The sequence below is a fragment of the Paenibacillus sp. MSJ-34 genome (genome assembly GCF_018918005.1).
Taxonomy (GTDB): Bacteria; Bacillota; Bacilli; order Paenibacillales; family Paenibacillaceae; genus MSJ-34.
The window spans coordinates 45,487-61,730 of record NZ_JAHLPR010000017.1; the positions used below are offsets into that span (position 1 = coordinate 45,487).

Here is a 16,244-nt window from a genome sequence, read left to right on the forward strand (position 1 = left end):
CCCACAAACTAATTTTAATAATCATGGAGGAATGTACAATGATGGTAGCAAATAGGAAGCCAAAAGCCGCGTTGTATTTGCGTGTATCGACTGAGGAACAAAAGAAGGAAGGCTTTTCACTTGGTGCTCAGGAAGAAATTTTGAAAGGGTATTGCGTTTCAAAGGGCTATGAAGTTTTCGAGATTTATAATGATGGCGGCTACTCTGGCAAAGACTTCAACCGACCGGATATGCAGCGGTTGTTAAGAGATTCAAGAGATCATAAATTTGATATTGTATTAGCAATAGCAGTGGATCGAATTTCTCGGAGCAATCTGGATGTACTGACTTTTGTTGATCGAGAACTTCATCCACGCGGACAAAAGTTGGTTATTAGTACATGCGATATTGATAGTTCAACGGAAACCGGGAAAATGTTCATTTCCTTGTTGGGAACATTTGCTGAATACGAACGCAGGTTGATTGTTGGACGAGTAAAAAAAGGAATGGAGAAACGAGCAAGCGAAGGCTTAACAAATGGAGGTCGTACTTTAGGCTACGATTCCGTTGATGGGAAATTGGTCGTGAATGCGGAGGAAGCCGCTATTGTGAAAGAGATTTTCGAACTTCGCGCTGAAGGTAAAGGGTTTAAGACCATTGCCACGATGCTAAACAAAAAGGGCAAGAAAACAAAGGGAACAAAGACCAAGCCGGGATCGAGTTTCAGTATTAATGCAGTAAAGACGATTCTTGTAAATGAGAAGTACACAGGCAGCATGAGTTGAGGGAAATTGAGAGATTGGAGTAGCAAAAGAAGGGCGGGCAAGTCAGATCCGACAATTGTTCAAGAGGCGCACGAAGCTATTATAGATATGGAATTGTGGAATAAGGTTCAAGCTGTCAACAAACTGAACAATGAACAATATAGCAGCCAAAGCAATAATCTTAAAGGTGAGTTCATATTAACGGGGTTGTTGCGTTGCCCTGTATGTGGTGCCGGAACAGTGATGAGTAAGTCGCAGAAGAGGGACGGTTCAGGCTACCACTTATACTATATGTGCCAAACGTACCACTCTAAGGGCAAGACGGAATGTGGTTCGAACCTAATCAAGAAAGAACTTGTAGAAGAACAAGTGTTAAAGTGGATTGGGACGATTCTTGCAGATGAACAGATCGTAGACGGTATCATGAATCGGCTGGAGCGTGAAGAGACTCTAGGTAAGGATGAGCTTGAGAAGGATTTGCATATTCAGCAGACCAGTCTTAAGAAGTTGCTGGACAAGCAGAAAAAACAGGACTCCGATTATTATGCTGGCGAGATCCGCGCGGCACTGTATAATCGGTTATCCGAAGCGATTGAAGATGAAATCAATAAGGTCGGGCAATCGATCGCACATCTTAAGCGTGAAATTGAAAAGTTAGAGTCAAAGGTCATCCTCAATAAGGATATAATAATTGAGGCTTTGCAGAATTTCGAGGTCTTGTTTAAGGAAGCAACCAATGATGAAAAACGGTCGCTCCTGCGGGCGCTGATTAAGGAAATTCACGTGGAAGCTGACCGCAAGAGCATTAAGAATATCGTCTTCTGGTTCACAGAAGACGATTCCTTTAGTCATTTTGCTTTACCAGTGAGTGACGTGCGGAGAACCGTATCGCAAATAACGGCAAGTTTTAAATATGCTCCCCTTTAAGTAAGCAGGTTTAATAAATAAACCGGCTACTTCAGAGGAGCATATCAGTTGCCGTGGATGTCGAAAAGCACAAGGCATGAACGCGGCCATCGAAGCCACGTTAACGATGACTCCGTCCTCTCGCCTCAGCATATCGGGCAGAACACGGCTGCGTTAGTCGATCTTACGCATCGGTTTATTCTACCGTTTACGGGGCTACCAAAGCATTTGTATTGTCCTTCTCTGAGGCGCTATGGGCGGAAACGCGCGGGCGAGGAGTTCGCGTGCTCGCACTGTGCCCGGGTGCAACCGAGACGGGGTTTTTCGATGCGGTCGGCAGCGAGGAAATGGGGGCGGGCCAAAAGCTCTCGACCCCGGAGAAGGTTGTACGAGCCGGATTTCGAGGGATTGACCAGGGACGCAGCTATATCATCGATGGCCGTAACAATTACCTTATGGCTCAAATGGTCCGATTTTTTAGCAGGCGCAGGGTAGCCTTGATCATGGAACGCATGTCAAAGCCAAAAAGACACGGATAGCGGGATCCGGTTCTTTTGAGGATCTACAGCTTGTAAACGAATTTAGCGGTAAGTGTGTTTTATCCCAAACGTTATTCGCCAGAACTTATTTTGCATTCGAATTGGCACGACGAATCGAAGGAACAGGAGTTTCGTCATTTGCATTTCATCCGGGATGGGTAAAATCCAATCTGACTAGTAATGCTCCTTGGTATTTAAGGGTAACGGCCCCGTTAATGAATGCAAGGGCACGTTCCGATTGCAAACCGGGGGTTTACGCCGCAGCAGCACAAGAAATTCAGAACATGAATGGAGCCTTTATTAACGACAAAATGAAGGTGGTGCCTGTTAAGGCTAATTTTGATGAAGAAGTGCGAAAACGATTGTGGCGTATGTATGAGGAACTAACCGCCAGGTGATGATGGCTGGCATGTTTATTCTCCTGAAAAATTGAAAGCCTCCTTGCGAAAGGGGGCTTTATTTGAAAAGCAGTGAAAAAACTGCCGTTACAGACAGCGCGGTGAACCTTATCACAAGTAGGGCGAAGTTTTTGCTGTGTACCCATATAATTATTAATATTGTTTGCATGGTGTGACTTTGATGTATCTGTACAGTACGGTGCGAATCAGCCAGAGTATACATTGTCATGTGCAGGGTGACAGAATGCTCAAAGTGCTCAGGATAAAGGAAAAGCCCCTTGCGCTATTGGTTCAGCGGAAGGGGCTAAGCTTAAAAAATGCTTTTCGGTCTCCTCGTTGAAGGAGAGCTCGACGCTGCCGATGTGCTTCCTGTCGTCCAGCGTGATCCTCTTCACGATCAGGTGCATTAGGGTCTTGCGCTTCGGGAAAGCCTTTTTGATACGTTCCTACGTACACTGGGATATCCCTAAATTCACCTTAAGCCATTGGCCGGATTCCTGTTCAGATCATCTTGGGAATTATCTGCTCGCGTTGCGAGTATTAGGAAAATGCCGATAACTGACATAACGATGACAATGATAAAGGAGATATGCCATTGTGTACTAGTTTCATTTTCATATGCTCATTCCCTCCTCTTTATTGTTTTTACAAAATGAATCTATATTAGCTTTCATTATACATATCAAATGTCGAGAACTTATGCAGATCTCCTCTATTTTGCGATTTTGCGTGGATTTCTTTCAGAGAAAACAAAAACCTGATCCCATGCTCTTGGATGGGACTTTCATTATTGAACTCTTCGCTCAACAAACTGGCAGATTAGTGGAGAAATTAGGAATACATAACAAAGACAATCCACTGGATTATTATAACGCTATATGGGTATTTTTTGCAGTCTTGAAGTTTCAGTCGTTGCCAAGTACCCTAATGTTGATGAGGAAAAAAAGGGGGTGGGATTGAATGAAGCTAGGGGATATTTTCTTAAATAGCAGAGGTCGTAGTTTAAGCGATTACGGTTATAAGCCTGATCCAGGAGGTATTGAACTCACTGCTTCCGGCAAAATAGCCTTTTATCATTACACAAGGGAAGACAGAGTGGAGCAGATTTTATCTGCAAACGGCGGTCTGTTTGCCGGACGTCCGGTTGACGTATGTCCGAATCCACCAGAAGAGTTTACTGGTAGTTTTCTGGCGGAGGGATTCCTTGAGCCTCTTCTATTATGGTTAACAAGTAACCCTTATTTTGGTGACTTAGGAATTGAAATGGTAAAGAAATACATCGGGAATGTTTTGTTAAGAATTGAGGTGCCTTATAATTATAAAGGGCTTTTTATCGCTGATTACGCACATGTACTGGAAGGAAAACACTTAAATGAAAGAGGGTCGACGCCCCTTAACCTAGGTTATGATTGTAGTACGGGTAGAGAGGTTACTCAAGCATATGTTAATTCATATGTTTCTGCAAACCAATATAAAAACAATTATACTGCACCTGTAATGCAAGCAATCCGAAAAGGGCAAGGCATCGTTATTCCAGTTGAATATATAACTTTAGCTGCTGAACAACCGTTAAGCTAACGGAGTACGTTATTTGAACGAATCACTCATAAAAAGAACTCTCCAGACGAGGAGGGTTCTTACATTTTTATCCATGTGTTTGCGGGTGGTGTCAGCTACGCTGGTAATCCCCCTGTTTGGAGGAACTGAGTCCCTTCCGGAAAGCGAAAGTCCATAAGAAGCCGACTTCTTATGGACTGCAATCATAGGCGTTATAATACCTGAACGGGCCTACGCGGCGGAATTTCGAACTAGATATTGGGGCAGGATTGGTCAATGAATTTTTTTAGATGAGAAAAGATATAACGACGAGGGCAACGAATCTACCGGGTTTAACGAATCGCTTCCGGTGAATTGCTCAAACGCCAGCCTTTCTCTTTGCTGTAGACAAAACTGATTGTTTTGGTTTCAAAGCCATCCTCGCCTACTGGCACTTTAAGTGTGTAGGTAACATTTGTTTGCTCGTTCGGCTTCGTTGAAGAGACAACAGTCGCGTCCTTCCAGAACAGCTGACTGCCGGCATCCGCGTCTACTTGTGCCAGTTTACCGGCGATTTCGATTATCGATTTGCCGTTCAGTTTATCCTGAACGAATTTCTCGCTTGCTTCTTTTGTGTAGATTTCTTTCAGGTAAGCAAGCAGCTTCTCTTTCGTGTTTAAATCTTCTCCAAAGAAGCGGTAGTTCAACTCGCTGCCTTCCGGTTTGAAGGTACTCACCGGGCCATCCGGCATCCTCCCACCATCAGAAATATGCCAATAACGCTTTTGCGCTTCGGCTGCGAACCGGATGACGGTCTCGTTATCCAGCTTTTGGTTAGGTTTATTAAACGATAGCGGCTGCTCCTTACTGTCGGTAGCGTCTCCATAGTCGGTAATTAGCCACTGGTCATCGAACTTCTTCACGATCACTTTCAACAACCATGGCCCTTCACTGCCTTCTGAAGTCGCCATTTGGAAGTTCACAAGGAATTCGGAGGTAGTGGCATTTACTTGCTTTTCACTTTGAATCGCAGCGCTTGACACCCATGGACTGGAAACGCCGATCACCCAGCCGCCCTCATCTGCAACTATTTTGTCTCTAATATCCGGAGCGAGAATAGCGTGCAAGAGCGCGCCATTGCGTGTCTTATAGCTAGTGATAAACGACTCTGCGGCTTCTTTTGCGGAGTGGGGAGCAAGGGCTTTCTCCAGCTGCTCGATCCGCAGCTTTTCCTCTTCCTTCCCGGTGTCAATCAATACTGCTTGCCGCTTGGCATCCCAGGTTACCTTCGCTCCTATAATCTCGCCAAGCGATTTGACGGGAACCATTACGTGGTTACGGATATTTTCAGGTGCGCTGCTTGTCTTGATGACATTTCCGTCGACAATTAATTTGATTGGATTGTTGGCAAAGACAGTTCCTGCCACAACCGATGCGATTACCATTGCGGTTGTAATGCTGAGCCAATGTTTTTTCATTACGATCTCTCCTGTTACCGTTAAGATAATATTTCCAATACATAAGACGATTTCGATGATGAAATGTTTCGAGAAGTAGACCAATTTTACTTTTACTATTTATCGATAAGATGATGAACATAAATTAAATTAAATGAAATTTTTATTGAATAAAATTTATATTTGTTTTAATATAATTAATTATCAGGGGGTGAAAAAGATGAATCGTGAAGATGTACCAGCCTGGATATTAGCTCTGGATAAAGAATCCCTTGAATTCATAAGGAAATTTATCATTAATTCCGGGTCATTAAAAGAAATCGCAAAAATTTATGATGTTTCCTATCCGACAGTAAGGGCTAGGTTAGATAAATTAATCCAGAAAATTGAATTGCATAGCAAAACAGAAGATGTGGAGTTCGTAACGATGATTAAAAATTTGGTTATCGATGAACGGCTTAGTTTAGAAACCGCGAAATTGATTATCGACAAATATAAAAATGAGAGGACGGATGGCTAATGTTTCATGTATATGGATGGTTGATCTCAATTGGAGTGCTGGTCGTTCAATTTTTATTATCTCGAAGAACAATGTTTACTGGGGGGCTATCTTGCCTGTTTTGTACGTGCCTTTTATCATCATATGGCTGCCCGAAAGATTTGGGAAGGAAATCACATTCTCCGTTATATTAGCCGCTGTAGGCGGGTTGGTTTTTCTATTAGGCATGTGGATTAACGGAAGAGAGTATCTGAAAAAGAAAAGGAAGAAAGAATTGGAGAAAATGGAGTTGCACGATATCGAGTAAAGGTGTGATTGGAGTCTTTCTTAAATTTCTTTGAAATTTTTAGTTTTTGATGAACCAATGAGCCCCTTTCTACATCTTAACTCATAGTACAAAAAATCAAGCACAGGAACAGGAGGTTTGACGATGTGACCGTTGCTTACGACTTTCAGCGGGATGTCGGCCTTGCCATGGGTGGAGACAGCGATGCCTTCATCAGGCTGATTATTGCTCATAAGAATAATCTTTATGGCTTGGCACGTACATACCTAAATCGCGACGAGGATTGCGCCGATGCGATACAGGAAACGATTTACAAAGCATTTAGGGGTATAGACACTTTGAGAGAACCCGCATTTTTTAAATCATGGCTATCCCGAATTCTGATTAACGAATGCATCCAGTTGCTGCGGGCACAAAAACGGGTGCGCATCATCGGACAATCCGAATGGGATTGCCATACCGCGAACGTTCCTTATGAGGCAATTGAATTGAGAGAAGCGGTAGCATATTTAGAGGACGATCTGCGAAACGTCATCCAGCTTTATTACTACGAGGATGTTCCCATTAAAAAAATCGCCAGGCGGCTTGGCGTCCCGGAAGGCACGATAAAATCCCGGCTGCACCGTGCCCGCGAGCTGCTGGCCAAAGTCCTTGAATCCCCCGACGATAGGAGAATGATGTATGACCCGAATCTAATGCAGGAGCGTCGCCGAAATAATCCCATTCCTTTGCCCTGCGTCGTGGTGTGCGAACGAATCGATGCGGCGCTTTCCTGCTTGTCAAGAAGGCTACAGACCGAAGCTTTGCGGTCGGCCTAGAATCTAGCGGACAAACTGTACGAATACAATGCGAAAGCGTCGCAAGGATTGCTCAAAAAACCGGAGCATGACGTCTATTTATTTTTGAAGGAGAAGTCTGGACAAGTGGTTGGCGGAATCTTTTGCGAAACGTACAACTATTGCTTGTATATCGATATGTTCTGGATTGCGGATGTTTACCGCGGCAAAGGCTACGGCAAAGCGATGATCGCGGAGGCCGAAAGGGCCGGCAAGGAAATGGGCTGCGTCTTCGCGCATACATCGACTTTCAGCTATCAATCTCCGCATTTTTATCAGAACATGGGTTACGAGGTTTTTGGCATTCTGGACGACTATCCGGACGGAATCAAACAATATTTTCTAAAGAAAAAGCTGTAGAAGGAGCGAACTTCGAACGTGATTTACAAACTTGATAAAACCGATTATGAGAAAATAAAACCATTGCTGAAAAACGAGCAGCAAAATGACCTGACACTACATGCGATTATAAACGGCAACAATCGCGGCACCGTTTACGTGGATAACCCGGAGCATCCGCGCACGGCAATGATCGACGTTACCGGAACGATCTCGATGTTTGTTGGGGATCATGCGAACGAGGACTTTTTTCGTTTGCTGCCGGATTTTATCGACAACCAACTGAAGATGGATACGCTGGAATCATGCGGCGGTACATATTTCCTGGCAGTGGCAAGCGATAAGGCTTGGGAGCTAGCGATAGAGAAAGCGATTTCGCATCGGGAATACGAGATTGATTTTGAGTGGTACCACACATTCATTGCGGACCGTTTTCATACGCTCAAGAACAGCTTTAGACCGTTGCCTGTCGGTTATGCGGTTCGAAGAATGGACAAAGCGACGATCGAGAATGATCCGGAAGAAATCCTCTCCGAAGTGTTAAGCGAATTTTGGCACTCGACGGACGATTTTCTTGCAAAAGGCTTAGGCTACTGCGTGGTAAAGGGCAACAGGATTATTAGCGCATGCCTTTCCTGCTGTGTGAATGGCCAAGATCATGAGATTAGCGTGGAGACCTATAACGACGAAGACATGAATAAAGGCTTTGCCACATTGGCGTGCGCCGCGTATTTGGAGCATTGCCTGGCAAATGGCATAACCCCGCATTGGTCGGCACTCGAGACGAATAAGGAGTCTCTTCGTTTAGGGGGGAAACTCGGGTTTGAATTTGCATACAAACGCAAAACTTTTGAATTTGAGTTTTAAGTTAATCCCCTGGAAAGGGAGCGACGTTAAGTGAGCTGCAACTAACATTTGGCTGCCAGAATATTGCCGACTCCTCCGAGCCTTCTCATGATCTCTTCGTCGTAAACAACCGCTTTCTCTGTCTCGTTCCGGCCCAAGCAAATCATGCATCGCATAGCCGCGAAATAGCCGAGTATATCTTCGTCGTTAAGCGATTGGAGTTCAGTTTCCCCCGTATCAAGATACGGCTCCGCTCGATCGAGGACGTCCTCCGCTTCCTCAAGTCGATCGAACGTGGCCAGCGACCAAGCATACAGAACAGCGAGGTTATGTATAAGCAAGTTCTCGGGAAATTGTCCGAACCAGCGCAACAGCATATGCATTTCATTACGGAGCAATTCCGAAGCTTCTTGTACAATAAGCTCGCAAGCCGTATTGAAATCGACCGCGGCTACTGCATGTTCGACCGCTTCCACAGTATAGCCGTTGATCCTGAACCATTCACTTGCACGCCGGTGCAGTTCAGGTACGATTTCGGCATACTGACGGGTTAAGCGATTATAGAGCAAACGACCGAACATATGGTGATATCTGTACCATACGCGGTCCCGATCCAGCGGGATCAGGAACAATTCGGCTTGAACCGCTTCATACAACGACTGGCCGCAAACGGAATGTCCGTCGATGAACGAGTAAAGGTGATCAGAATATTAACAAGTGCCAAATTGGTCAGAAAAATTGGGGATCCATTGGGGTATTCAAGAAGAGCGTATGCCAAATTCTTTACCCAACCGGCCCACCAGAAGTTTTATTTTTTCTTATCCAGTCTGCTGAAAGATTATGAGATTAATACCTTCAAAAATAACGTTTCTGCATTTGGTGTCCTAACAGAAAGCGGGGAAAAAGTTAAATTTGCCGATTGCTTGAACCGGTTTTAAGCGAACGGGCAGCATTGTCCATTATCAACACAACATGTACAATAGACGATGCAAATTTAATTTACTTACGCATGCCGATTTTCTCCAAAACCCTAAAATTGTTTGGTCTACAATCGCCGCGAGACCCAGACTAGAGACCAGGAAGTTTATAGTCTCCGGTCCGTGGCTGAGACAGGGAGCAGTGGGGTACAATGATAGCGATAGCGGTTGCAATTGAAATTCCTGCACCCCCAATACCCCCTGCCGTTCGGTGACGTGTTCGTGTTAATGCGCGTGCCGTCACCGAGCATGGTGGGATAAACCAGTCGATCCTAACTCAAGAGATTGGTTCACGAAAACATGTCAAATAACCCTACGGAATACATAAGAGCATCTTTAGATTTACGATTTGTGTCTGGACTAAGGGGACGAAGATTATAAGCTCCCCTAAGAGAAAGTTGGTGCTATTATAGGAATATTTTGGAAAATGGGAGCCAGAAATTTCATAGCCCAAATACGGCAAACGCTGCTCACCGTATGCATGGGGTCTATCGGTGTCATTCTGATTTTTTCTTGTTACTTTGTCATTTCATCGATTACACATAGTAAATCACAATGGGAAGAAAAACATTTTGGTGTAATTGGTTCGGAGATTTATTCACGTGTCGGACTTGATTTGACCGAGGCTCAGATTAAAGATGTCAAGACGAAGCTTCAAGCCAGAAATATTGCCAGTCTTCCCTACGTGTCCAAGTTGGTTTCCGTGCACAGCGGGAATAATGATGAAGCCAGGGAAGATAGCATTGTCGCGTTAGGATTTGATTTTCAGCAGGCACAGCAATTAGAACCCAAGCAACCGCTATGGTCTACTGATCCCCTGACAACAGAAGAAGCGATTGTATCGGTTCCGCTAGCACAGCGGCTGGAACTTCGTGTTGGCGAAACGATGATCATCTCGTTTGCCGGGCAAGGAGTGCCTGTAACGATTCGTGACATAGTAGAGGAGCGCGGATTAACAGGTTTTCGCGGAACCATGCGGGCGCAAGGGACTATTATTCTCTCGGACAGGCTTGCGCATCAGCTATTCGGCGTTCCGGAAGCAAGCGCACACAGTATGTTACTAGCGACGGACAAGATGTATTCAGCATTACCGGGCACTTCCTTCTTTACGGATCTCACGGAGAGAGCAATCAAAAAAGAAGCGCTAGCTCATATGTCGCTGGTGCAGGGTATTTTCACGCCTCCATTTTTGTTTTTTGTCGCTGTTTCTTTGTTCGCTGGCATTCTGCTATTGGCGCAACTGTTCAATATTTTGAAAGAAAGGCGCAAATATTATCTTGGCGTGCTTCGATCGCTTGGACTTAGTAACCGCAACTGCTTTGTCATCTACTTGAGTGAGTGTGCGTTATTGTGTGCGGTCACTACCATCTCGGGAGTTGTTCTCGGAAATGTACTCGGTTTTGGCTTGCTGTCTGCTAATGTATTTTATATCGAACAATTACTGGAACAATATGCCGCTTACACCTATCCCATCCAACCCTACGTGGATGTGAAGGCAACATGTGGGATTGCATTAACCATGTTTGTTATTTTCTTGCTTCTCGCTTGTTTTGTCGGGCGTTTCATTAAGCGCACCTCCATTCTGCACCTAATGGGCAAGGAGGATAATCGTGTGAAACCGGCACAGAAGCGTCTGCTCAAAATTCTTGGCAGTCTCCTTGTCATAGTGGCTTACATTTATTTCAATTATTCCGCCACGGAGGAGCTTACTGCTAACGATGGGCTTAATGCAAATGTATTCGGTTCGATTATAAGCTGGCTTGTTGGAGTGCTAACAACTGCCTATCTGATGTTTCTCCTTGTACCTTGGATGAAACGGGCGGCCTCTATTTTGCCGCATCGATGGCTGGATCGTCTGGCTGTTACGTTAGGTACGCAGTACCCGCATCTGCGGTTTGGTCGTTCGTTCGGCATCGTTTTGTTGTTTACGGTATTATCCTGCTGTTTGATTGTGATGATAAGCTTCGCTTCCAATGTTGAAGATTTTGCCGCTGCAAACAAGAGAGATTCTTTTATGGCTACCGACGCCTATATGTCTTATGTTGATGAACGGGAAAAAGATAAGCTGACCGGCAATATGAATGAAGTGCGAGAAATTGTCCATGGGGTTTCCTACGTGGATACGTACAGAATAAGAGTTTCATCTCCCGACAATACACTTGAACTTACCGAAGTAACCCCTACAAATGATAACAAATGGGCATATTCGCAAGTTGTGTGGGGAAAGTGGCTAGGGGAAGGTTACCAATTACCGCTCACCTCCCGCGCGCCGCAATTTCAGAGCGATGCAGAAGTATTTCAGGCCATGAAGAATCAAGCGTCTGTCGTTCTCGTGGATGATAAATTGGAAGGTACATACCAGGCAGGCGATCAGATTCCGCTTCGCTTACTGAAAGGCGGAGGCAAGGAGGAGAACCTGATTGGAGAGGAAGTGGTCACGATAGCGGGAACATTTGCCATTGGTGACGCTAACCCCTTAAATGGCAGGGTATTTATAGTTTCTAACGAACTTTACAATAAATATAGTGCAAACGGCGCTTATAAGCACCCTGGAGAGCCCAAAGGCTATGCGCTATTGCAGCTTACTGATACAGATGTGACGGCGGCAGATCCTATAAAGACGCTGAAGTATCATTTTACAAAAACAGCTGGTGTTACGGTGAGTACGCCTGGTGAGGAACTGAAAATCATTACGACGATTGTGAAAGCCGAATTCACGCTGTTCTCTTACATTATGTCATTCATGATGCTTATGGCCTTGCTCGGCATGTATGTGATTCAGATTCGCTCGGTACAGGAGCGGGCTCCGCATATGGTTATGTTATGGCAGATGGGGGTAAGTCACAAGTCGTTGAGACAGATTTTTATCGTAGAGGGTTGTCTGATTGGGATCGTTGGGTTGATTAGCGGTATTGTGGTTGGAAGGCTCGGTTCGGAGATGCTGATGCGTCTGGCGTGGATGGGTGTTGAGTTTTCGTTCCCTTATCTGAACGTGGCCGGTCTCGTCATCGGATTGCTGATCTTCATCTGGTTGTTCAACCGATTCAGCACAGCCGGATTAAGACGTTTACAGATCAGTCGGACAGAGTAACATGGGAGGAGGTTTCTAGATCATGATTGTAGCCAAAGCTGTTCATAAGAACTACGGCATGGCAGCGACTCCACAAACGGTCGCATTATCAGGGGTGGATTTACACATCCATAGGGGCGAGATGGTAAGCATTATGGGGCCATCCGGTTGTGGCAAGTCCACGTTGCTTTATACGCTGTCGGGTATTGAGCCGGCCGACAGTGGCGAGATTTGGTTCGACAAGCAAGCGATACACCAAATGAGCGAAAAAGATGTCTCCGCGCTCAGGCTGACGTCGATGGGTTTTGTCTATCAGCAATACAATCTGATTCCTGTGTTGAATGTCATTGATAACGTGGCATTGCCGCTTATCAGTCAGGGCGCTCAGAGGTCAGTTGCCCACAAAGCTGCTAAGGCGGCACTCGAAGATGTCATGCTATCGGATAAGTTGAAGGCCATGCCGCATGAACTGTCCGGAGGACAAGCCCAGCGGGTTGCAATTGCCCGCGCTATTGTCCATAATCCTCGCGTCATCTGGGCTGATGAGCCTACCGGAGCTTTGGATACTGTGACATCGGAAGCGATCGTAACTCTGCTGCGCAAGATCAATGCAGATAAGCAAGTGACCATCGTTATCGTCACGCATGACCCGATAGTTGCATCAGCAACAGATCGTGTCATCCGTATGAAAGACGGAAGACTAACCGATTCTGTTGAGCGCGACAGGGTAGAAGAAACGGGCGGATGATAAGCCATGAGCGTGTTTAGTAATGCTAATTAATGCTGCCCGTTCCTAGATGATGCTGTATTCAGGAACGGGCAGCATTTTCAGATGATTAAAGAAGAACCGCTTCAACGTGATTTAATTCTTCCAATGCTTGAGGTTGTATTTTTAGTGTGTACGTTCGCTCGCCAGTACCTCCATAAATGAAAGGGTAATGGTACAGGTTTTTATCTATAACGAAAGGTAAGTTTAGACCAATTAAAGGAATGCTACCTACTTCAAATCCTGTTGCTTTCTTAACTTCTTTGCCTGACGCTAATTTGACTTCACTACACTCCAATATTTCGGCTAATTCATCAAAATTGACTTTCCCGCGACTCCCAGACACAACGACCGCAAAGAATCCTTTATCGGTATTTATGATTAATGTCGGGGCTGTTTGTCCAATTTCGATTCCAAAATAGTCTGCACCGTCTTGTGCCGAAAGAATTGCCCTTTCATGTTTCATCAACTCGTACGAATATTTACATTTCTTCAAAATTTCCTTTAAGTGTTCCATACCAACACACCTCCACTTGGTATATTTTAACATACCCTTTAGACGGAAGCGAAACATTCCTCAAACACGGCATGCCTGAATTGTGCAGGATAGTAACACATTCATTCGCTTGTTCCATCTCTGATTGTGTCAGTTTGAAAGTTAAGCTTGCTCTATACAACATTCGAAAACGTTCGCGGTCATTCAGCGGCGAGAAAGCGATATCCAACGCCGGGTTCTGTTACAATGTATTTTGGTTCCGCAGGATTGTCTTCAAGCTTCTTCCTCAAGTGCCCGATGTATATGCGCAAATAATGCCGATTGGAATCGTCGTGTTCGTTCCAAACTTGTTTCAACAATTGGCTTTTCGTAATGACTCTTCCAGCATTAAAGGCTAGAATTTTCAACAAATCAAACTCCGTCGGAGATAGCTTGATCGGTTCTCCCTTCAATTCCACACTTCTTTGCGCAACATTGATCATCAGTTCTCCATGGTGCAGGACGGGCTCTTCTTGGGACCCGGCCGAGTGTCGAAGCGCTACGCGAATCCGCGCCACAAGCTCTCCCATCCCGAATGGTTTGGTCACATAATCGTCAGCCCCGTTATCCAGCGCAATGATTTTATCCGCCTCCCGGTCAATTGCAGTGAGGACGATTACAGGCAAATTGGACCATTCCCGAATTCGCCTTAGTACAACCAGGCCGGATTGATCCGGCAATCCCAAGTCGAGTATCATGAGATCCGGAGCGTCAAGAGAAGCTTGCTCTATTCCCTCTTCCCCGGTTGACGCTTCATATACGGTGTATTTATGAGCTTGCAGCGTCACTTTGAGCAATTTCCGTATCTGGGAGTCGTCTTCCACAACAAGAATTCGAATGTTATGTTCATGGTTCATCATTCGTCACGTCCTCCTATTAATTGGTGGCATATTGGTTATCTTGGTCAAGCGGAAGGGATATTGTTATGATCGCTCCTTTTGGCTCGTTAGGCTTTGCGGAGATGGTTCCCCCATGCAATTCCGCGATCCCTTTGCTGATGGCCAGCCCCAAGCCCGTTCCCGTGAGCTGCCCGGTTTGTTCGGAACGGTAAAACTTTTCAAAAATGCGTTCCAATTCATCTTCCTTCAGCCCGATTCCTTGATCGGCAACAGATAGTTGGGCGAATTCGCTGTCTACCTTGACAGACAAGACGATCTCACTATGATCTGGGCTATATTTGATCGCATTGCTGAGCACATTGATTAGCATTTGCTCGAGCAGAGCTTCATCGCCAAGAACGATGGGGATCTCATCGGGCAGGTCAAGGCGAATCGTGCGATGCTCCTGGTAGCCTTTCAACTGCATTAAAGTCGAGCCGATGATTTCCTCCATTTCGCATTCATTTTTCCGTAATGTAAGCATGCCGCCTTCGAGCCGGGCCATACCCAGCAAATTCAAAACCAACCGATTCATACGAAGCGCGCCATCCCGAATGGTGACAAGAAGTTCCATTCGTTGCTCGGCGGTAAACAGTTTCTCGCCATCGATCAGCCCCGTTGCCGAACCGATAATGGCTGCGAGCGGAGTACGGAGCTCATGCGAGACGGAATTCAGAATGGCGATGCGAAGCCGCTCGGATTCGGCGGTCAGATGAGCCAGTTTTGCCTCTTCCTCGAACTTGACGCGTGCGACCGCACTGGCCGCCAGTCCGCCAACCGCTTCAAACAACAAGGCTTGTTCCGGTAAGGTTTCGCTTCTCTCGCGCTGGGAAATAAGAACCATAACTCCGAATCGGTGTTCCTCGATCTGAAGAGGGATAAAGTGCCCGATGAGTCCGCCCGTATGGGAGATTCCTTTTTCCAATGGCTTACCTTGTTTGTAAACGCGTTTAGCAAGAGCAAGCTCGGCTTGTTCCTGCACATGATGGGCAAATGGGCTGGAACGACGGGCGAGCGTAAGCTCATTGTTGTTTTCAACCAGATAGATCGTGACGTCCATTTTCAGGGTTTCAGATAGCTGCCGGGTAAAACGGTCCAGCAATGATGGCATATCGACGGCAGAACCGATCTGTTTACTGAGCGCATAGAGCGTAGCGGTTTGCTTTTCTTTTTGCTTGGAATAAAGCACTTGTTGTTTAAGCCGCGCTGCCAAACTGGCTGTTATAACCGCGACCGCCAAATAAACGGCAAAGGATATCAAATACCTTAAATCTGCGACCGTGAAACTGATTACCGGCGGCACAAAAAAGAAATCAAAGGACAACAAGCCGAGCAAGGCTGCAAAGAATGCCGGCCGCAGTCCCCAAACTGCGGCATTCAAAAGAACGGGGAGTAAGAAGATCAGTGCAATATTGGTCGTTTCAAACGCGATACCAAATGGCTTTAACAGGATCGTCATCCCGGCGATAAGCAGTACGGAAATGATGTAAGGATGCCAGTCGAATTTTGAAAGGGACTTTGTCATGGTCTGTGCCTCCCATATCAATGATGAATCACTTTTACCATAAGCGTACTGTAAATAAAGCGTAAAAGAAACGTTATCCGGGGGTAAAAGTTCCGTAAAAATCTTGAA

At 45.6% G+C, this 16,244-nt stretch carries 15 protein-coding genes and 1 pseudogene; 11 read left to right on the forward strand and 5 right to left on the reverse strand.

What is annotated here, in order from left to right; all coding sequences use genetic code 11:
- Positions 1–38: 38 nt before the first annotated feature.
- The 4 genes and pseudogenes from KQI79_RS27535 (at position 39) to KQI79_RS10540 (ending at position 4,164) form a co-directional block, all read left to right on the forward strand.
- The gene (locus KQI79_RS27535; protein WP_253298069.1) at positions 39–764 is read left to right on the forward strand and encodes a recombinase family protein; all 726 of its coding nucleotides are present in this window, start codon (positions 39–41) and stop codon (positions 762–764) included.
- A gap of 6 nt (positions 765–770) precedes the next feature.
- Positions 771–1,670: a recombinase zinc beta ribbon domain-containing protein gene (locus KQI79_RS27540; RefSeq protein ID WP_253298070.1), complete on the forward strand. Its 900-nt coding sequence runs from the start codon at positions 771–773 to the stop codon at positions 1,668–1,670.
- A 185-nt stretch (positions 1,671–1,855) separates the two neighbouring features.
- Positions 1,856–2,188 (forward strand): annotated as a pseudogene (locus KQI79_RS10535) (SDR family NAD(P)-dependent oxidoreductase); the annotation flags it as partial.
- A gap of 1,358 nt (positions 2,189–3,546) precedes the next feature.
- Positions 3,547–4,164, forward strand: coding sequence for a hypothetical protein (locus tag KQI79_RS10540; protein WP_216538190.1), 618 nt, complete (start codon positions 3,547–3,549; stop codon positions 4,162–4,164).
- A 311-nt stretch (positions 4,165–4,475) separates the two neighbouring features.
- Here the strand turns inward: KQI79_RS10540 and KQI79_RS10545 are convergent, their stop codons facing one another.
- Positions 4,476–5,600 carry a DL-endopeptidase inhibitor IseA family protein gene (locus KQI79_RS10545; protein ID WP_216538191.1) on the reverse strand — a complete coding sequence of 375 codons (1,125 nt, stop codon included), beginning with the start codon at positions 5,598–5,600 and terminating at the stop codon, positions 4,476–4,478.
- Between the two features lie 199 nt (positions 5,601–5,799).
- Between KQI79_RS10545 and KQI79_RS10550 the strand changes: the two genes are divergently transcribed.
- The 5 genes from KQI79_RS10550 to KQI79_RS10570 all read left to right on the forward strand — a co-directional run bounded on the left by KQI79_RS10550 (position 5,800) and on the right by KQI79_RS10570 (position 8,406).
- A complete protein-coding gene (locus KQI79_RS10550; protein WP_216538192.1) occupies positions 5,800–6,099 on the forward strand; it encodes a DUF2089 family protein in 300 nt (99 codons plus the stop codon).
- Between the two features lie 91 nt (positions 6,100–6,190).
- Entirely contained in the window at positions 6,191–6,385 is a 195-nt protein-coding gene (locus KQI79_RS10555; protein ID WP_216538193.1) for a hypothetical protein, read from the forward strand.
- A gap of 125 nt (positions 6,386–6,510) precedes the next feature.
- Complete coding sequence (locus KQI79_RS10560) at positions 6,511–7,182, forward strand: sigma-70 family RNA polymerase sigma factor (protein ID WP_367398166.1); 672 nt, start codon at positions 6,511–6,513, stop codon at positions 7,180–7,182.
- A 48-nt stretch (positions 7,183–7,230) separates the two neighbouring features.
- Positions 7,231–7,560, forward strand: a complete 330-nt coding sequence (locus KQI79_RS10565; protein ID WP_253298072.1) for a GNAT family N-acetyltransferase — start codon at positions 7,231–7,233, stop codon at positions 7,558–7,560.
- Positions 7,561–7,578: 18 nt separating this feature from the next.
- Entirely contained in the window at positions 7,579–8,406 is an 828-nt protein-coding gene (locus tag KQI79_RS10570; RefSeq protein WP_216538194.1) for a GNAT family N-acetyltransferase, read from the forward strand.
- Positions 8,407–8,447: 41 nt separating this feature from the next.
- On the opposite strand, the gene KQI79_RS10575 is transcribed toward KQI79_RS10570, so the two are convergent.
- On the reverse strand, positions 8,448–9,071 hold the full coding sequence (locus KQI79_RS10575) for a winged helix-turn-helix domain-containing protein (RefSeq protein WP_483311381.1): 624 nt from the start codon (positions 9,069–9,071) through the stop codon (positions 8,448–8,450).
- Positions 9,072–9,789: 718 nt separating this feature from the next.
- On the opposite strand from KQI79_RS10575, the gene KQI79_RS10580 reads away from it, so the two are divergent.
- Positions 9,790–12,453, forward strand: a complete 2,664-nt coding sequence (locus tag KQI79_RS10580; RefSeq protein WP_216538196.1) for an ABC transporter permease — start codon at positions 9,790–9,792, stop codon at positions 12,451–12,453.
- A 22-nt stretch (positions 12,454–12,475) separates the two neighbouring features.
- On the forward strand, positions 12,476–13,180 hold the full coding sequence (locus tag KQI79_RS10585) for an ABC transporter ATP-binding protein (RefSeq protein WP_216538197.1): 705 nt from the start codon (positions 12,476–12,478) through the stop codon (positions 13,178–13,180).
- A gap of 88 nt (positions 13,181–13,268) precedes the next feature.
- Here the strand turns inward: KQI79_RS10585 and KQI79_RS10590 are convergent, their stop codons facing one another.
- From KQI79_RS10590 to KQI79_RS10600, 3 genes are all read right to left on the reverse strand, one after another.
- Entirely contained in the window at positions 13,269–13,715 is a 447-nt protein-coding gene (locus tag KQI79_RS10590; protein WP_216538198.1) for an aminoacyl-tRNA deacylase, read from the reverse strand.
- A gap of 179 nt (positions 13,716–13,894) precedes the next feature.
- Positions 13,895–14,593: a response regulator gene (locus tag KQI79_RS10595; protein WP_216538199.1), complete on the reverse strand. Its 699-nt coding sequence runs from the start codon at positions 14,591–14,593 to the stop codon at positions 13,895–13,897.
- 16 nt (positions 14,594–14,609) lie between these two features.
- Positions 14,610–16,136 carry an ATP-binding protein gene (locus KQI79_RS10600; RefSeq protein ID WP_216538200.1) on the reverse strand — a complete coding sequence of 509 codons (1,527 nt, stop codon included), beginning with the start codon at positions 16,134–16,136 and terminating at the stop codon, positions 14,610–14,612.
- Positions 16,137–16,244 lie beyond the last annotated feature (108 nt).

Excerpts from the sequence above, each read along its gene's own strand:
- KQI79_RS27535 (WP_253298069.1), top strand. The coding sequence starts at position 39 with ATGATGGTAGCAAATAGGAAGCCAAAAGCCGCGTTGTATTTGCGTGTA.
- KQI79_RS10540 (WP_216538190.1), top strand. The coding sequence starts at position 3,547 with ATGAAGCTAGGGGATATTTTCTTAAATAGCAGAGGTCGTAGTTTAAGC.
- KQI79_RS10545 (WP_216538191.1), bottom strand. The coding sequence starts at position 5,600 with ATGAAAAAACATTGGCTCAGCATTACAACCGCAATGGTAATCGCATCG.
- KQI79_RS10550 (WP_216538192.1), top strand. The coding sequence starts at position 5,800 with ATGAATCGTGAAGATGTACCAGCCTGGATATTAGCTCTGGATAAAGAA.
- KQI79_RS10580 (WP_216538196.1), top strand. The coding sequence starts at position 9,790 with ATGGGAGCCAGAAATTTCATAGCCCAAATACGGCAAACGCTGCTCACC.
- KQI79_RS10585 (WP_216538197.1), top strand. The coding sequence starts at position 12,476 with ATGATTGTAGCCAAAGCTGTTCATAAGAACTACGGCATGGCAGCGACT.
- KQI79_RS10590 (WP_216538198.1), bottom strand. The coding sequence starts at position 13,715 with ATGGAACACTTAAAGGAAATTTTGAAGAAATGTAAATATTCGTACGAG.
- KQI79_RS10595 (WP_216538199.1), bottom strand. The coding sequence starts at position 14,593 with ATGATGAACCATGAACATAACATTCGAATTCTTGTTGTGGAAGACGAC.
- KQI79_RS10600 (WP_216538200.1), bottom strand. The coding sequence starts at position 16,136 with ATGACAAAGTCCCTTTCAAAATTCGACTGGCATCCTTACATCATTTCC.